General features: G+C 71.8%; 14 protein-coding genes and 1 tRNA gene. 7 read left to right on the top strand and 8 right to left on the bottom strand.

All coding sequences use genetic code 11. From position 1 onward, the window contains the following. Window positions 1-146: 146 nt before the first annotated feature. Window positions 147-617 carry an ATP-binding protein gene (locus ABT170_RS06555; RefSeq protein WP_266922106.1) on the top strand — a complete coding sequence of 157 codons (471 nt, stop codon included), beginning with the start codon at window positions 147-149 and terminating at the stop codon, window positions 615-617. 38 nt (window positions 618-655) lie between these two features. On the opposite strand, the gene ABT170_RS06560 is transcribed toward ABT170_RS06555, so the two are convergent. Both ABT170_RS06560 and ABT170_RS06565 read right to left on the bottom strand, forming a co-directional pair. Further along, a complete protein-coding gene (locus ABT170_RS06560; RefSeq protein ID WP_329944784.1) occupies window positions 656-2,128 on the bottom strand; it encodes an aminopeptidase P family protein in 1,473 nt (490 codons plus the stop codon). Window positions 2,129-2,399: 271 nt separating this feature from the next. Further along, window positions 2,400-3,887 carry a PP2C family protein-serine/threonine phosphatase gene (locus ABT170_RS06565; RefSeq protein ID WP_351864539.1) on the bottom strand — a complete coding sequence of 496 codons (1,488 nt, stop codon included), beginning with the start codon at window positions 3,885-3,887 and terminating at the stop codon, window positions 2,400-2,402. A 569-nt stretch (window positions 3,888-4,456) separates the two neighbouring features. On the opposite strand from ABT170_RS06565, the gene ABT170_RS06570 reads away from it, so the two are divergent. Beyond that, the gene (locus ABT170_RS06570) at window positions 4,457-5,140 is read left to right on the top strand and encodes a bifunctional DNA primase/polymerase (RefSeq protein ID WP_329944786.1); all 684 of its coding nucleotides are present in this window, start codon (window positions 4,457-4,459) and stop codon (window positions 5,138-5,140) included. 194 nt (window positions 5,141-5,334) lie between these two features. On the opposite strand, the gene ABT170_RS06575 is transcribed toward ABT170_RS06570, so the two are convergent. From ABT170_RS06575 to ABT170_RS06590, 4 genes are all read right to left on the bottom strand, one after another. After that, a complete protein-coding gene (locus ABT170_RS06575; RefSeq protein ID WP_351864542.1) occupies window positions 5,335-5,616 on the bottom strand; it encodes a hypothetical protein in 282 nt (93 codons plus the stop codon). Between the two features lie 714 nt (window positions 5,617-6,330). Then, window positions 6,331-7,296, bottom strand: a complete 966-nt coding sequence (locus tag ABT170_RS06580) for a DUF5926 family protein (RefSeq protein ID WP_351864545.1) — start codon at window positions 7,294-7,296, stop codon at window positions 6,331-6,333. 254 nt (window positions 7,297-7,550) lie between these two features. Beyond that, window positions 7,551-8,156 (bottom strand): ATP-binding protein, encoded by a 606-nt coding sequence (locus tag ABT170_RS06585; RefSeq protein ID WP_351864548.1) that lies wholly within the window; start codon window positions 8,154-8,156, stop codon window positions 7,551-7,553. A gap of 53 nt (window positions 8,157-8,209) precedes the next feature. Further along, window positions 8,210-9,037, bottom strand: coding sequence for a glycerophosphodiester phosphodiesterase (locus tag ABT170_RS06590; RefSeq protein WP_266922100.1), 828 nt, complete (start codon window positions 9,035-9,037; stop codon window positions 8,210-8,212). A 197-nt stretch (window positions 9,038-9,234) separates the two neighbouring features. On the opposite strand from ABT170_RS06590, the gene ABT170_RS06595 reads away from it, so the two are divergent. Both ABT170_RS06595 and ABT170_RS06600 read left to right on the top strand, forming a co-directional pair. Then, a complete protein-coding gene (locus ABT170_RS06595) occupies window positions 9,235-10,746 on the top strand; it encodes a S1C family serine protease (protein WP_351864551.1) in 1,512 nt (503 codons plus the stop codon). An 86-nt stretch (window positions 10,747-10,832) separates the two neighbouring features. Next, a tRNA-Ser gene (locus tag ABT170_RS06600) sits at window positions 10,833-10,922 on the top strand. A 65-nt stretch (window positions 10,923-10,987) separates the two neighbouring features. Here the strand turns inward: ABT170_RS06600 and ABT170_RS06605 are convergent. Further along, window positions 10,988-11,401: an Imm10 family immunity protein gene (locus ABT170_RS06605; RefSeq protein WP_351864554.1), complete on the bottom strand. Its 414-nt coding sequence runs from the start codon at window positions 11,399-11,401 to the stop codon at window positions 10,988-10,990. 159 nt (window positions 11,402-11,560) lie between these two features. Beyond that, window positions 11,561-12,445 (bottom strand): bifunctional DNA primase/polymerase, encoded by an 885-nt coding sequence (locus ABT170_RS06610; RefSeq protein ID WP_329944791.1) that lies wholly within the window; start codon window positions 12,443-12,445, stop codon window positions 11,561-11,563. A 167-nt stretch (window positions 12,446-12,612) separates the two neighbouring features. Between ABT170_RS06610 and ABT170_RS06615 the strand changes: the two genes are divergently transcribed. From ABT170_RS06615 to ABT170_RS06625, 3 genes are read left to right on the top strand one after another with little or no spacing between them, the layout of a single operon-like run. Further along, on the top strand, window positions 12,613-13,788 hold the full coding sequence (locus ABT170_RS06615; RefSeq protein ID WP_351864680.1) for an acyl-CoA dehydrogenase family protein: 1,176 nt from the start codon (window positions 12,613-12,615) through the stop codon (window positions 13,786-13,788). A 20-nt stretch (window positions 13,789-13,808) separates the two neighbouring features. Then, window positions 13,809-14,852 (top strand): bifunctional MaoC family dehydratase N-terminal/OB-fold nucleic acid binding domain-containing protein, encoded by a 1,044-nt coding sequence (locus ABT170_RS06620; RefSeq protein WP_351864558.1) that lies wholly within the window; start codon window positions 13,809-13,811, stop codon window positions 14,850-14,852. Between the two features lies 1 nt (window position 14,853). Further along, the gene (locus ABT170_RS06625) at window positions 14,854-16,029 is read left to right on the top strand and encodes an acyl-CoA dehydrogenase family protein (protein ID WP_351864561.1); all 1,176 of its coding nucleotides are present in this window, start codon (window positions 14,854-14,856) and stop codon (window positions 16,027-16,029) included. Window positions 16,030-16,138: the final 109 nt, after the last annotated feature.

Consider the following 16,138-nt stretch of genomic DNA (forward strand, 5'->3'; position numbering starts at 1 on the left):
GCGCGGTGGCTGCGGGCCGGACATACACCGCTGAGCGGAATATTCGCATCCGCCGAATGAGGGCTCTCACAGTCGTTCTGTGCTTACAGGGCGCCCTGTGCGGCAATACGTATCGGTATGTCGAGCCGCAGCCAGGAGGCTGGAGCATGAGCATCTGGTGGTCACTCCATTTGCGGCGCGAAGCTGCGAGCGTTCCGCTCGCCCGTCGTTTTCTGCTCGGAACCATGGAAACGGCCGGGGTGGATCCGGACATCTCCTACGACCTGTCGGTCGCGCTCAGCGAAGCCTGTGCGAACGCCGTCGAGCATGGCGGCGGCCGGGAGGATTCCGGGTACGGGCAGCCCCGTACGGACTCCGGGCAGTACCGCGTCACGGCGTATCTGGACGGCGAGAAGTGCCGTATCGAAGTCGCCGACTCGGGGCCGGGCTTTCCCGCCCGGCGTGTGCTTCGCCCTGCCGCACAACCCCTGCCCACCGCCGAGAGCGGCCGGGGCCTGGGTCTCATCGAGCAGCTCGCCGACCACGTCCACTTCGGCAACCGGCCGGGGCGGGGCGCGGTGGTGAGCTTCGACAAGGTCCTCAAATGGCGGGAGGGCGCGCTGCTCATGGTGTCCTGAGCGGCGCGCCCTCCGTCGCCGGAAGAGTGGGGCGGGGGTCAGCTCTTCAGCTGGGCCATCCACGCCTCGATCTCGTCGGCCCGGCGCGGCAGCTTGTCGGAGAGGTTCCGGTTGCCGTCCTCGGTGACGAGGATGTCGTCCTCGATCCGGACGCCGATGCCGCGGTACTCCTCGGGCACCGTCAGGTCGTCGGCCTGGAAGTACAGTCCGGGCTCCACCGTCAGGCAGACGCCCGGCTCCAGCGTGCCGTTGACGTACGACTCGGTGCGCGCGGCGGCGCAGTCGTGGACGTCCATGCCGAGCATGTGGCCGGTGCCGTGCAGGGTCCACCGGCGCTGGAGACCCAGCTCCAGGACCTTGTCCACGGACAGGTCGCCCAGCAGGCCCCACTCGACGAGCTTCTCGGTGAGTACGCGCTGTGCGGCGTCGTGGAAGTCGCGGAAGCCGGCGCCGGGCCTGACGGCCGCGATGCCCGCTTCCTGGGCCTCGTACACGGCGTCGTAGATCTTGCGCTGGAGCGGCGTGAACGTGCCGTTGATCGGCAGGGTCCGCGTCACATCGGCGGTGTAGAGGTCATGGGTCTCCACGCCGGCGTCCAGGAGCAGCAGCTCACCGGCGCGGACGGCGCCGTCGTTGCGGACCCAGTGCAGCGTGGTGGCGTGCGGGCCCGCCGCGCAGATCGAGCCGTAGCCGATGTCGTTGCCCTCGATGCGGGCGCGCAGGAAGAAGGTGCCCTCGATGTAGCGCTCGCTGGTCGCCTCGGCCTTGTCGAGGATCCGGACGACGTCCTCGAAGCCGCGTGCCGTGGCGTCGCAGGCCTTCTGGAGCTCGGAGATCTCGAAGTCGTCCTTCACGAGGCGGGCCTCGGAGAGGTAGACGCGCAGTTCCTCGTCACGCTCCGCGGTGACCTTGTCGGTCAGGGCGGCCTCGATGCCCGCGTCGTGGCCGCGGACGTTGCGGACCGGGCCGGTGGCCTCGGTCAGCGCGGCGGCGACCTCGCGGACGTCCTTGGCCGGGATGCCCAGCAGCTGCTCGGCCTCGGCGAGGGAGTGGCGGCGGCCCACCCACAGCTCGCCCTGGCCGTCGAGCCAGAACTCGCCGTTCTCGCGGTTGGAGCGCGGCAGGAGGTAGACCGTCGCGTCGTGCCCGGTCCCGTCCTTCGGCTCCAGGACGAGCACGCCGTCGTGCGTCTGGTCGCCGGTGAGGTACGCGTACTCGGTGGAGGCGCGGAAGGCGTACTCGGTGTCGTTGGAGCGGGTCCTGAGGTTGCCCGCGGGAATGACCAGGCGTTCGCCGGGGAAGCGCGCGGAGAGCGCGGCGCGGCGGGCGGCGGTGTGTTCGGCCTGGGCGATCGGCTCCAGACCGTGCAGCTCGGTGTCGGCCCAGCCCGACTTCATGCTGTCGGCGAGCTCGTCGGAGACGCCCGGGTACAGGCCGTTCTTCCGCTGCTTGATCGGCTCTGCTTCTTCGGTCTCCGGCTCCGGGTTCTCCGGGGTGAGCTCATCGGACACGATTTGTCTCTCCTTGATACGACACTGGACCATCTCCATCGTACGGGTGTGCGTAAGGGGGCCCAGGGGCGAATGACCTGTTACATGTCGCGCACGACCCGCTGCCTGTCCGGCGCCGGACGCGGCACGTGGATGTACGCGGGCGCGGAGGTCGCGGACGCGGGCATGGACGCACATGCGGGTACGGACGCGGATATGGGTCCAGGCACGGACGCAGGCGTGGGCGCAGACGCGAGCAAACCGAACGTACGTACGTGGCGGTAGGCGTGCGTCAGTCGAAGCGCACGGCCAGCACCACCACGTCCTCGGTGCTGTCGTCCAGGTCGAGGCTGTCGGGCAGCATGGTCCGCAGGACATGGTCGGCGACGGTGCCGGGATCGTCGCGGTCGGCCACGGGCACTCCGGCCGCCGCGGAGTGCAGCCGTGCGAAGGCCCGGTCCATCGCGTCGCCGGTGCGGCGCAGCAGCCCGTCCGTGTAGAACAGCACGGTCTCGCCGGGGCCGGGCGTGAATTCCACGCTCGGCGCCTCCCAGCAGGCGAGCATGCCCAGGGGCGCGGACAGCGTGGTCTCCACGAACTCGGTGCGGCGGTCGCCGATGACCAGCGGCGGCGCGTGTCCGGCTCCGGCCAGCACGATCCTGCGGGCGGCGGGCTCGCAGTAGGCGAAGAGCGCGGTCGCGGTCCTGGCCGGCTCGGTCAGCCGGAGCAGCAGTTCGAGATCGGAGAGTACGGCGACGGGGTCCTCGCCCTCCATCACGGCGTACGCCCGCAGACTGGCCCGGAGCCGGCCCATGGCGGCCATGGCTCCCGGCCCCGATCCGCCGGCCGACCCGACGGCGAGGCCGAGCGCGCTGTCCGGCAGCGGAAGCGCGTCGTACCAGTCGCCGCCGCCCCTGACGGCGCTCCGGCGGCGGGCGGCCAGCCGGACACCGGGGATCCGGGGCAGCCGGCTGGGCAGCAGTTCCTCGGCGACGGTCGCCACCGCCGCCCTGGCCCGTTCCAGTTCGAGCAGCCGGGCCAGGTGCTCGGTGGCGTACCGGGCGTACAGGCCGACGAGGTGGCGCTGGCGCTCCAGGGGTTCGGCGGGCTCGTCGTACAGCCAGACGGCCGCGCCGAGCCGTCCGGCCGCCTCGGTGGCGAGCGGCAGTGCGTAGCTGGCGGCGTAGCCGAGCCGGGCGGCGACCTCGCGCTGGCGGGGGTCGAGGCTCTTGTCGCCGAGCAGGTCGGGGTTGGTCAGCGGGCCCTGGGCGTCCGGGAGCCCGTCGAGGATCCGGCCGTAGGAGGTGGCGCCGCGCGGCACGGTCTCGATGTGCCCGAGTTCGGCGTGGGCGAGTCCGAGGCCGACGGTGGTGGAGGGTACGGAGCCGTCCGGGGGTTCCAGTACGAGGAGTCCGCGGCGGGCGCCGACCAGAGCGGCTCCGGCGCACAGCAGCTCGTGGAGGGCGTCGTCGAGCGTGTTCGTTCCGGCCAGCCGCTCGGTGAGTTCGTGGAGCGTGGTGAGGTCCGACACCCAGCTCGCCAGCCGGTCCTGGATGAAGGCTCCGGGGGCGGCCGGTACTTCTGCCAGAGGTGCGGCAGTGTGCGTTGAAACCGGAACTGTGGGGTCGATTCCAGCCACTTTCGGCGGGTGGAGGGAGCTCATGGCAGCCAGCTTTCCGGCCGGCGCGATTCGTCGAATAGCATCGCAAACCCCCATGTCATTCTGCGCCGCTATCAATGCATCCACATGTACACGCACAAGTAAGCTGATGTCCAGCATTGCCCTCGGGGGATTCGTGGTGTCCAGGGCCTTCTTAACTTGGCCAAAAAATGCACCCTATGGCAGCAAATTGCGGTCGACTGGTCGTGCTCGACAGGGGGTGCCCTCGGGGTGAAGTGCCGGAGGGAGCGTCATTCCGGGCGTGCTGGGTACCTAATCGGTGATGAGCAGGGGCAGTTGTGATCAGCCCCGGAACCTGGCAGCGGGCCTGGACGTCCTTGTCCGTGACGGTTACACCTCCGCCCCCGAGTGGCGGGGTTTGCACCAGGGACGGCAAGCGCGGGGCGCGTGCCACCCTCGCCATGATGTGGCCGGCCACCGGCTCACCCCCCGATCCGGCGCCGTCCGTTCGGCTCCGCCGGGTCGGTTCGACTCTGCTCAGTTCGACTCTGCCCGGCTCCACTCAGATCGGCTCCACTCCGCTCGGCTCGGCTCACGCTCGGTATCGAGGGCTTGCCCGTACCGCAGAACTGATGAGTGTGTACGCACAGCGAAGAGACGCACACGTGGTGTGATCCGCACGTGGTGTGATGTGGACCTCGGCGTTCAACGGAAAGGAACGAGCGCTCATGCGCGAGATCCTCGGAAGGCGACGCAGGCTCCGGCTCCGGCGCAAAGGGGGCCCCGCTCAGCTCGACGCGGCGCTGACCTGCGCCACCGCCTGGAAGTGGCCCGTGCTCCCCGGGGCCGGTCTGGCGCCGGCCGGCCCGCGTGGTGACCGCGGCCGCGGCTGCGCCTGCCCCGACCCCGAGTGCGCCGTACCCGGCGCGCACCCCTTCGATCCCGGTCTCCTGGCGGCCACCACCGACGAACGCATGGTGCGCTGGTGGTGGGCCAACCGCCCCGCGGCCCCGCTCCTGCTGGCCACCGGCGGCCGTGCGCCCTGTGCGGTGAGCCTGCCCGCCGTGGCCGGAGCGAGAGCGCTGACCGCACTCGACCGCATGGGGATGCGCCTGGGCCCCGTAGTGGCGACGCCGACCCGGTGGTCGCTGCTGGTGGCCCCGTACACCCTGGAACGGCTCGGGGAGATGCTGCACGCCAAGGACTGGGTGCCCAGTTCGCTGCGGTTCCACGGCGAGGGCGGCTATCTCGTCCTGCCGCCGTCCGAGGCGGGTACGGGACAGGTGCGCTGGGAGCGCCCGCCGGGCCCCGGCTCCGCCGCACCCTGGCTGCCGGACGTGGAGGCGGTCCTGGACGCCCTGGTCGAGGCGAGCAACAGCGCACCCGACGGCGGCAGCCGGCTCGCGTACTGACCGGGGCGACGCGGGCGCGGGCAACCGGTCGGGACACAGGCGCCTGCCGAGCCGTGCCGGGCCGGGGCGCCGGGGCGCGGGCGGGCCCGGGGTGCGGCGCCGGGCGGGGAGCGCCCCCGGGGGCTGCGGGCGCCGGACGAGGTGCTGGCACCGGCCGCGCTGACGGTCCGTGTGCCGACGGAGATCCGGGCGGCTCACCCGTGCGGGTGTGGGCCGCCCGAGTTCTGCGGTAAACGGGTGCTCGGCGTACCGGTGTCGTGTATTCCGCCGATATCTCGGCTCACCGTCAGAAATTCCCGTGCAATCGGCGGGTGGGAACCGCCGGGAATCTCCGCATGATCGACCGAGATGGCCGTGGTGATCTCTGCCGGACGGCTTCCGGGGAGTGTTCGCGTCCGGCCGGCGGACGGCGCGGATCCGGTATCGGCGATACGGAATCCGTTGCCGTAGAGGCAAAATCCGCTGGGGGCAGGCATTCTGACGATCCTTCCGGCAGCCCTTCCCGGTGAACCCTTCCCATGCCCATTCCGGCAGTCCTTCTTCACGGCCGTCGAAAAGGATTTCCGGACTCGGACCATTGTCTGAATTCCAGCGGTCCGGGACCGCGGACGACGCCGGTACGGCCCCGGGGCGCGGGCACGCGCCGGGGCGGTGCACAGGACCCGGGCGGCGGGCCCGCCGCCGCAACACCGCCGGTGGGGCGCCGCGTTCGGCCGTCCGTGCGCCGAGAACACCCCGAGGTGCCGGCCGCGCCCTGTCCGGCGGTGCCGGGTACGGGGCAGAGCGCCGGGCGGGGGTGCGTGGGGTGAGGTGTCCGGGGAGCGGGGCTCCGCCGCGGTCGCGTTACGGGCCGAATCAGCCGTTCCACGCATCCGACCGATGAGGAAGAGGAAGGGCCCCGATGGTCCCCGGTGGTCTCCCGCGGCCGGAAGGGCGGGGCCGTTCGGCCGGTCGCCGCACCGCGATGGGGCAGAACATACCGCGCGCGCGTTGGCCGTACGCAGAACGCGTCCGGAAAATGAGGACGCCCGATCGCTGGCGACGGGGGATGCACCAGCGACCGGGCTTTTAGAACGGTAACAAGAGATCTGCCGTTCGCAAATTCGATCTCGCCTATTCGGACAGTGATTTACCTGCGGGTACGGGGAGTTGTGACGCGAGTCACCAAGCGGTCGCAGGTTTCGTCACTGTCAGCTGAGCGTCACTTGGCGGTTCGTGAGCCCGCCGCGCGCCCGCCGCTCCTCGGCGGTGAGCGGGGCGTCCGAGGCGAGTGCCTCGGCGAGCCGCTCCGCGAACTCGACCGCGGGCTTCTCGCACGCCTCGGCGCCCATCGAGGTCGGCAGGTCCCAGACGGGGACCATCAGCCCGTGCGCCCGGAACGAGCCGACCAGCCTGGTTCCCTCGCCGAGCGAGGAGGTGCCCGCGGCGTGCAGCCTGGCGAGGGCGTCGAGGAGCTGCTCCTCGGGGTGCGGCATGACCCAGCGCAGGTGGTTCTTCTCCGGGGTCTCGCACCAGTACGCGGCGTCCACACCGGAGAGCAGCGTGGTGGGGATCGCGGCGGCGTTGGCTCGCTCCAGGGAGGCGGACACCTCGGGGGTGGCGTTCTCCGCGTCGGGCACCCAGAACTCGAAGCCGGAGTGGACGGCCGGCGCGAACGCGGCGTCCGGGTCGAGCAGATCCTGCAGCCGCGGTCCGTCCGCGGGCACGCGCCGGGCGGTGACCGGCGAACCGGGCTCGGTCTCCAGCGCCCGCAGCAAGGTGTCCGCGAGGTCCCGGCTGAGGTCGCCGGAGGAGGTGTCGTTCTGCAGCGCGAGCAGGACGGAGCCGTCGTCGCGGCGCAGGGCCGGCCAGGCCATCGGCAGTACGGTCGCGAGCGTCACGGAGGGCACGCCCTCGGGCAGCCCGTCCTTCAGCGTCAGCGCGACGGTGGCGGAGGGCACCAGTTCGCGCAGGGAAACCCAGTCGCACTCACCGGCCAGGCCCTCGAACGGACGGTGGACGAGCTCGGTCACGGCCTGGGCGGCGGCGCGTCCGTGACACGCCTTGTAGCGGCGGCCGGAACCGCACGGGCAGGGCTCACGGGCCCCGACCACCGGGATCTCACCGTCCTTGAGCTGCTGCTTCCCGGCCTTGGTCTGAGGGCGCTTCTTGGCCATGGTGGGCATTCTCCCGTTCGCGACAGTGCGGTCTCGGCGCGAGCCTAGCCCGCCGGTACCTCCCCGGGTCACACCCGCCTGTACGACTGCCGCCACCGGGCCCGCCGGTCGCGGCCCGGCCCGCTCTCACAGGGCGCCCCGCCGGCGCCGCGCGTACGCCGGTCCCGGGTCGCCGCGCGTACGCCGGCCCCCGCCCCGCGCTTTCGCCCGCGCTGTCGGCCCGTGTCCTCGGCCCGCGCCCTCGGGCCGTGCGGTCAGCTCGCGTCGTCGAAGGCTTCGGCGAACTCCAGCCCGTCGAAACCTGCCAGCCCGCCCAGTCCGTTGAACCGGTGCCGCCCGGCGGACACGAGGGCCCAGACGGTGACCTCGCCCGAGGAGTCGTCGCGTACGCCCCACTCCTGGGCGAGGGCGCTGATGATGTTGAGCCCGCGGCCTCCCCGTGCCGTCACCGAGGGGGTGGAGGGGATGGGCCGGGTCGGCCCGCCGCCGTCCGTCACCTCGACGGTCAGGCCGCCGGTTCTGTCCATGTGCCATGCGGCGCGGACATCGCCGTCGCCGATCTCCGTCTGCCACCCCAGCGGCCTGCCGTGCCGGCAGGCGTTGCTGAGAAGTTCGGAAAGGATCAGAACCGCGTCGTCGACGACCGAGTCCGCCACCCCGTTGCTGCGCAGCTGCTCGCGCATACGGTGTCGCGCTTTGCCCACGCCGGCAGGGCCATGGGGAACGGCCATGCTCGACGACGTGGGCACTTCTTGTGCCACCACAAACGCCACCCCCGAGACCTCCTTTGCCCCACGCCACGGATTGGATGCCCCACCGGACTGAACCGGAAACCGGTCAAAGCCCTCCCGGTGACGCACTCGTAACGATCGGGCACTCGCTGAGTGCGCCGGTGCACTCCCCGTAACTGATCTTAAAGACGACCCAGTTGCGACAGGACCTGTTTCGGGCGATTCGTAATGATTGCGGCTACGCCGAGGCGCGCGCAGAGCTCGACATCCGCCGGTTCGTTCACCGTCCAGACGTGCACGCGGTGTCCCGCGCGGTGGAGCCGTTCGATGTAGCCGGGGTGACTGCGCACGATCCGCATCCCCGGTCCGGCGATCCGCGCCCCGGCGGGCAGCCGCCCGTCGCGCAGCCGCGGGGAGACGAACTGCATCAGATAGACGGTGGGCAGCGTGGGCGCGGCGGCCTGGACGCGGTGCAGCGAACGGGCGGAGAAGCTCATGATGCGTACCGGGGACGGGCCCTCGGCCGGTGCTTCGTCCAGGCCGAAGCGCTTGAGCAGGTGCAGGAGGCGTTCCTCGACCTGTCCGGCCCAGCGGGTGGGGTGCTTGGTCTCGATGGCCAGTTGCAGCGGCCGGCCGGCCGCCCGTGTCTCGGTCACCAGCTCCAGAAGCCGTTCCAGGGTGAGTACGGAGGTGAGCTCGCCCGGCACCGGATCCCAGTCGGGCGACTCCTCGCGGTCCTTCCAGGAACCGAAGTCGAGAGCGGCGAGATCGGCGAGCTCCAGGGCGGAGACGGCGCCGCGGCCGTTGGACGTACGGTTCACCCGGCGGTCGTGCACACAGACGAGCTGGCCGTCCGCGGTGAGCCGGACATCGCACTCCAGGGCGTCGGCGCCGTCCTCGATCGCTTTGCGGTAGGCGGCAAGGGTGTGCTCGGGTGCGTCGTCGGAGGCTCCGCGGTGGGCGATGACCTGGATGGGCGTCTGCGGGGTGTGCTGCCGTGCGTGGGTCACCGCGTCATGGTGTCACCGTGACGCGGTGGGTGCGGGCACGTCGTCACGGAGGACTGTTTTGTCTGATGTAAGTATTGGTGTGTGGATGCACAGGTCCTGCTTACAGTGGCCCGACGTGCTGTGGGAAAAGCTGACCGCAGACACGTGCACAGCGGATCTCTTGCCGAATGCCGAGTGGAACCGAGGAGTAAAGAGCTGTGAGCACCGAGAACGAGGGCAACGAGGGCAACGCGGTTCCGGCCGTACCGTCCGTTCCGTCCGCACCTCCAGTGCCGGCCGCCACTCCTGAGGGCACCCCTGACGGAGTCCCGCCCGCGACGCGGGCCGACGAGCCCGTCGCGGATCCCGGTGCGGGAACCACGTACGAGGACCAGCCGCAGGCGCCGACGCAGCCGGTGCCGCCCCTGCCGGAGTCGCACCAGCCCCTGCCCCAGCCGCCCCACCACCAGCCGTACCCCGCGCCGCAGCCCCCGGCCGCCGCGGGTGCCTGGCCGCCCCCTCCGCCGCCGGCGGTCCCGTCGTACGCCGGTGGCGGGGCGGGCGGCCCGGTGTGGGGTGCTCCGGTCGCTCCGTCGTCCGACGCGCCGCGCAAGCCCCGCGCGAACGGTCTGATCGCGGCCGTGGTCGTGGCGGCGCTCGTCGCGGGCGGCATCGGCGGAGCCCTCGGCTTCTGGGCGGCCGACCGCAGCGGCTCCTCCAACGGGTCGACCACGGTCGCCGCCTCCGACACCCCGAAGGACCTCAAGCGCGCGGACGGCACCGTGGCCGGAGTCGCCGCGAAGGCGCTGCCCAGCGTGGTCACCATCGACGCCCAGGGCGGCGACGGTGAGGGCGGCACGGGCACCGGCTTCGTGTACGACAAGGAGGGCCACATCCTCACCAACAACCACGTGGTCGCCTCCGCGGCGGACAGCGGCCAGCTGTCGGCGACGTTCTCCGACGGCAAGAAGTACGACGCCGAGGTCGTCGGCCGTGCGCAGGGCTACGACGTGGCCGTGCTGAAGCTGAAGAACCCGCCGTCGGGTCTCGCGCCGCTGCCCCTGGGCAACTCGGAGAGCGTCGCGGTGGGCGATTCGACCATCGCGATCGGTGCGCCGTTCGGCCTGTCCAACACGGTGACCACGGGCATCATCAGCGCGAAGAACCGCCCGGTGGCCTCCGGCGACGGCTCCAGCAACAAGAACTCGTACATGAGCGCCCTTCAGACCGACGCCTCCATCAACCCCGGCAACTCCGGCGGCCCGTTGCTGGACGCGGGCGGCGCGGTCATCGGGATCAACTCGGCGATCCAGTCGACCAGCGGAGGCGGTGTCGGACAGTCCCAGGCCGGCTCCATCGGCCTCGGCTTCGCCATTCCGATCAACCAGGCGAAGAACGTCGCCGAGCAGCTGATCAAGACCGGTCAGCCGGTCTACCCGGTGATCGGCGCGACGGTGACGATGGAGGAGAAGACCGGTGGCGCGGCCATCTCGGCCGCGGGCGCGGGCGGCACTCCGGCGGTCACCCCGGACGGTCCCGCCGCCAGGGCCGGCCTCAAGGCGGGCGACGTCATCACGAAGTTCAACGACACCGTGGTCGACAGCGGCCCGACCCTGATCGGCGAGATCTGGACCCGTAAGCCGGGTGACAAGGTCACGCTGACCTACAAGCGCGACGGCAGGACGGCAACGGCCGAAGTCACCCTGGGCGAGCGCAAGGGCGACAGCTGACCGGCTAGGCTGTCCCACGCGTCGAACCGCCCCTGAAGGGCCGGTCGAACCGTCGGGCCCCGGGGCCCGACGCGCCGATGACGCGGGGTGGGTTGCCCGAGCGGCCTAAGGGAACGGTCTTGAAAACCGTCGTCGCAGCGATGTGACCGTGGGTTCAAATCCCACACCCACCGCCATGAGTACGGCCCCTGACCGGGAAACGGTCAGGGGCCGTACTCATGCGCGCCGGTCGCCGGTCCGGCTACCGCGTGATCAGGGCCGGGCGGGCGTCCGGGCGTCCGAAGGCGAGGATGCGTGGCAGCACCTCGCGCAGGCGGGCCACGTCCGCCGGTGGTGCGTGGAGCAGCGCCTCGACGACGGGGTCGCTCAGGCCGAGAGCGTCCAACGACGAGGGGTCCAGGGTCACCCGCAGCACCTCACCGCTCAACTCCACTTCGCGTACGCAGCCGTACGCGGTGCCCTGGTCGGGCGTGACGAGGCAGTGCGTGTCCAACCCGAGCGACACATCCTGGGAATCGGGCTCCTCGAAGCCGCACATGAACAGGAGGGAGAACCCCTCCTCGTCGTCCGACTCGGCCACGCCCGCCATCACACAATCGTCGGCGTCCGGATCGTCGAGTCCGCAAGCAATCCGTGCTGTGAACCTGTACGTCATACGTGCGTTCTATCACCGGGGTCCGGCAGCCGGGAGCTGCCCGTGTGGCGGAAGGCGTCGCCGGTCGGGCCGGGGGTGGACGACAGGCGGGCGGGGCAGGCCGCCGGGTATCCGCTCAGCCTCCGCCGGCTGCTCGAAGAGCCCGGACGGGCCCTGCCCTCAGGCGTGTTCGGGGCGGCCCGCGGTGAGGCGGGCGGCGGAGGCGATGGCGGCTCGGGCCTCGTGTGCGGTGAGACCGGTGCGGACAGCCGCGTCGGTGAGGGCGTCCGCGAGTTCGTCGCCGAAGCCGTGTTCGTACGCCCGGCAGGCCGCCCAGAAGAGCCGGGTGTTGCGCTGTCCCTCGTGCGCCGCGAGCACGAACTGGATGAGGCCCTGACCCTGCCGGCTGCGCGAGGCGTGGCCGGTGGCGCGGCGCGGGCGTGAGGGGGGCGTGAGCAGGCGCAGGAGGGCTCGGGGGCAGGGGGCGGGGGCGATGCCCGCCGTGCCGGGTGCGAGCCGGTACACGCCGTGGGTGGTGACCGACCCGGGGCCGACCAGATACCCGCCTGCCCCGCGGATGTCGATGCCCGGGGCGAGGCGTCCGGCCGAGTTCGGTACGGAGACGTCGGGGGGCCCGGTCAGCCAGAGGTGGCGACCGCCGCTCGGGGTGAGCACCGTGACGGTCGGCGGGACCGTGAACAGGTGCTGGAAGGCCAGCTGTTGGAGTGCGGCCAGGGAGTCGTTGCCGCCGGTGGTGTCGATGTCGAGATCGACACCGATGAGGCGGTGCGGGGCGCGTCCGCAGGCGATGCCGTAGCCGGTGGCGCGGGGAGCGGCGGCGAAGAGGGCGCGGACGGCGGCGGGGTCGGTGGTGGCGTCGTGGACGCCGTGGCCCGGAAGGCCGCAGGCGCCGCGGCAGAGGACCGGCGGGGTCTCGCCGCGGTGGGGGGAGCGCAGCGCGGGGAGCTTGGTGGCGGACAGGGGGAAGACGGGGAGCCCGCGCCCGGCGGCGGAGAGGGCGTGGGCCAGGGCCAGGGTGGCGGTCTGCCGGTCGATGGTGGCCATGCCTTCATTTTCGTACAAGCGTTCGAAGAAAGGAAGGGGGAGGTGGTGGCGCGCGGGGGCGGGTGTTGTGGTGCCGGGGTTGACAGGACACCTAAATCTGACGGACAGTCAGAAACCTGTCAGGTCCCTTGATCCGCCCTGAGCCGTACGCCCGGGAGGCCGCCACCGTGCACCTCGCCCCGACGGAGCGCCAGCAGCGGCTGCGCGCCGAACTCCGCACGTACTTCCGCGATGTGATGCCCGGCCGAAGGCCCGGGGAAGGCGCCGAGCAGCGCAGCCTGCTGCGCCGGATCGGCTCCGACGGCATGCTCGGGCTCGGCTGGCCCGTCGAGTACGGCGGACAGGGCCGGGGCCCCGACGAACAGTTCGTCTTCTTCGACGAGGCCTACCGGGCGGGCGCCCCCGTCTCCATGGTCACGCTCAACACCGTCGGGCCGACCCTGATGAAGTACGGGACCGAGGAGCAGAAGGCGTACTTCCTGCCCCGGATCCTCAGTGGAGACCTCGTCTTCGCGATCGGCTACAGCGAGCCGGAGGCCGGTACGGATCTGGCGTCCCTGCGGACGAGAGCCGACCGGGACGGGGACGACTGGGTGATCGACGGCCAGAAGATCTTCACCAGCAACGCCCAGCACGCCGACTGGATCTGGCTCGCCTGCCGTACGGACCCGGCGGCGCCCAAGCACAAGGGCATCTCGATCGTCCTGGTGCCGACGGACGCCCCGGGCTTCTCCTGGACGCCCATCGAGACGGTGGGCGGGCTGACCACGACGGCCACGTACTACGACGGCATCCGGGTACCCGCCACCCACCTCGTCGGCGCCGAGAACGCCGGCTGGGGCCTCATCACCAACCAGCTGAACCACGAGCGGGTGGCGCTGGCCGCGATCGGGATGCAGGCCGAGGATTTCTACGGGGCGGCGCTCGCGCACGCCCGCACCCCCGACCCCGTGACCGGGCGGCGCCGGATCGACGAGCCGTGGGTGCGCTCCCGGCTGGCCGAGGCGTATGCCCGGCTGGCGGCGACACGTCTGCTCAACTGGCGCCTGGTGGGGTCGGTGGGGGCGGGTTCGCTGGCGCCGGGCGAGGCGAGCGGCGTGAAGTTCGCGGGGACCGAGAGCGCCGTCGAGGTGTACCGGATCTGCCAGGAGGTCCTGGGCGAGGCCGGGCTGATCAGGGGTGGATCCCTCGGCTCCTTCGGCGCCGACGCCGGGGCCGGTGACGGTGAACTGGAGCGGATGAACCGGGCGGCACAGATCAACACCTTCGGGGGCGGGGTGAGCGAGGTGCAGCGGGAGATCGTCGCGACGATGCGGCTCGGCATGAAGCGGGGGAAACGATGACGGGCGGCCGGGCGGAACCGATGAGCGCGGCTGCCGGGCCGGAGGGGCGGGACGCGCCGGACGGGCGGAACGGACCTGACGCGCCGGACGGGCTGTACGAGCGGCTGAAGGAGTACGAGGGGTGCTCCGCCGCCACGGCGGGCGTCGGCAAGGACCTGGTCAACGAGGCGATGATCCGGCACTGGTGCGAGGCGATGGGGGACAACGGGCCGGCCTACCGGGGGCCCGGGGCGATCGCCCCGCCGACGATGCTCCAGGCCTGGACCATGGGCGGGCTCTCGGGGCACACGGACCGCTCACCGGCGTACGAGGAACTGTTCGGCCTGCTCGACGGCGCCGGGTACACCTCGGTGGTCGCGACCGACTGCGAGCAGGAGTATCTGCGAGCGCTGCGCCCCGGTGACCGGATCACCTTCGACGCGGTCATCGAGGCGGTGTCGCGGCGCAAGTCCACCAAGCTCGGGACGGGTTACTTCGTCACGACCCGGATGGACGTCCGCGCGGACGGGGAGCCGGCGGGGACGCACCGGTTCCGGATCCTCAAGTACGCACCCGCGGCGGCGGGCCGGCGCACGGAGAAGAAACGACCCGGTGCGGCTGGGGTGAAGCTGCGGCCCCGGCCGGTGATCAACCGGGACAACGCCGGATTCTGGGCCGGGGTCGCCGAGCACAAACTCCTGATCCAGCGGTGCGGCGACTGCCGGACCCTGCGTTTCCCCTGGCTGCCGGGGTGCAACGCGTGCGGCGGCCGGGACTGGGACACCGTGGAGGCGAGCGGTGAGGGGACCGTCTACAGCCATGTGGTGATGCACCACCCGCCGTTTCCCGCCTTCAGCACGTCCCCCGAGGGCGCCGAGGGCGGCCCGTACGCCGTCGGGCTGATCGAACTGGCCGAGGGCGTCCGCATGGTCAGCAATGTGATCGGTGTGCCGTACGACAAGGTCCGCACGGGCATGCCGGTACGGCTGGAGTTCCTGCGTACGGACCCCGAACTGGAACTGCCCGTCTTCCGCGGCGATGTACGGGAGCGGTCCGAGGAGAGCTTCCGGGAGAGCGAGGCCTGACATGGACTTCACGCCCACGGAGGAGCAGGCCGAGGCACAGGGGCTCGCCGCGCGGATCTTCGGTGATCTGTCGACGCCCGAGCGGCTGGCGGCGTCCGGTACCGGGACGGACGCGGAGCTGTGGAAGGCGCTGTGCGCGGCGGGGCTGCCCGCCGCCGTCGAGGACATCGGGCTGCTCGGCCTGGTGCTCCTCCTGGAGGAGCAGGGCCGGACCACGGCGCAGGTGCCGTTCGCGGTCACCTGCGTCTATGGGCTGCTCGCCGTCGCGGAGCACGGTACGGCGGAGCAGCGGGAGCGGCTGTTGCCCGCGCTGCGCGAGGGTACGGCGGTGGCGACCGGCGCCTTCCCGGCGCGGGGCGGGGTGCGGTCGGCGGCGGTGAGCGCGGGAGCCGGTGGTGCCGGCGGGGAACTCTCCGGCAGGGAACTCTCCGGCAGGGAACTCTCCGACGCGGAACTCTCCGACGCGGAACTCTCCGGTGTGGTGCCGTACGTGCCGTGGCTGCGGGACGCGACCCACGTACTGGTGGCCGACGCGGACCAGGACCTGTGGATCGTACGGACCGGTGAACCGGGGGTGACCGTGCTTCCGGTGGAGACCACGGCGCCGTGGTCCGCGGCGCGGCTCGTCCTCGACGGCGCGCGTGGCGAACGGCTGGGCGAGGCGGGCGCCGGTGGGGGTTCGGCCGTCGGGGAGCGTACGGAAACGGGGCGCTCCGGTGCGTACGCCTCCGTGCTGGCCGCCGGCCGTACCGCCTTCGCCGGACTTCAGGCCGGAGTGTGCGCCGGTTCACTGGCACGGGCGGTCGAACACACCGTGACGCGTGAGCAGTTCGGCCGCCCGCTCTCCACCAACCAGGGGGTCCTGCTGCGCGCGGCCGACGCGCATATGGACGTCGAGGCGATCCGCGTGACGGCGTACGAGGCCGCCTGGCGCAGGGATCAGCAACTGCCGTGTCTCGCACAGGCGTTGACGGCTGCCTGGTGGGCCTCGGAGGCCGGCAGGCGGGTCGTGCACGCCGGGCAGCATCTGCACGGCGGGACAGGAGCGGACCTGGAGCATCCGGTCCACCGGCACTTCCTCTGGGGCCGTCAGCTCGACGCGTATCTGGGAAGTGGCGGCGAAGTGCTCCAGGAGCTGGGGGAGTCGCTGGCCGACGAGGAGAGGGCGGCCTCGTGAAGCGGGAGGGCGGCGTCGTGAAGCGGGCGGAAGGCGTTGCGAAACGGGAAGAAGGCGTCGTGGAGCGGGCGGAGGGCGTCGTGGACCGGGCGGAAGATGTCGTGGAGCG

Source organism: Streptomyces sp. NPDC001787, from assembly GCF_040297465.1.
In the GTDB taxonomy this organism is placed as follows: domain Bacteria; phylum Actinomycetota; class Actinomycetes; order Streptomycetales; family Streptomycetaceae; genus Streptomyces.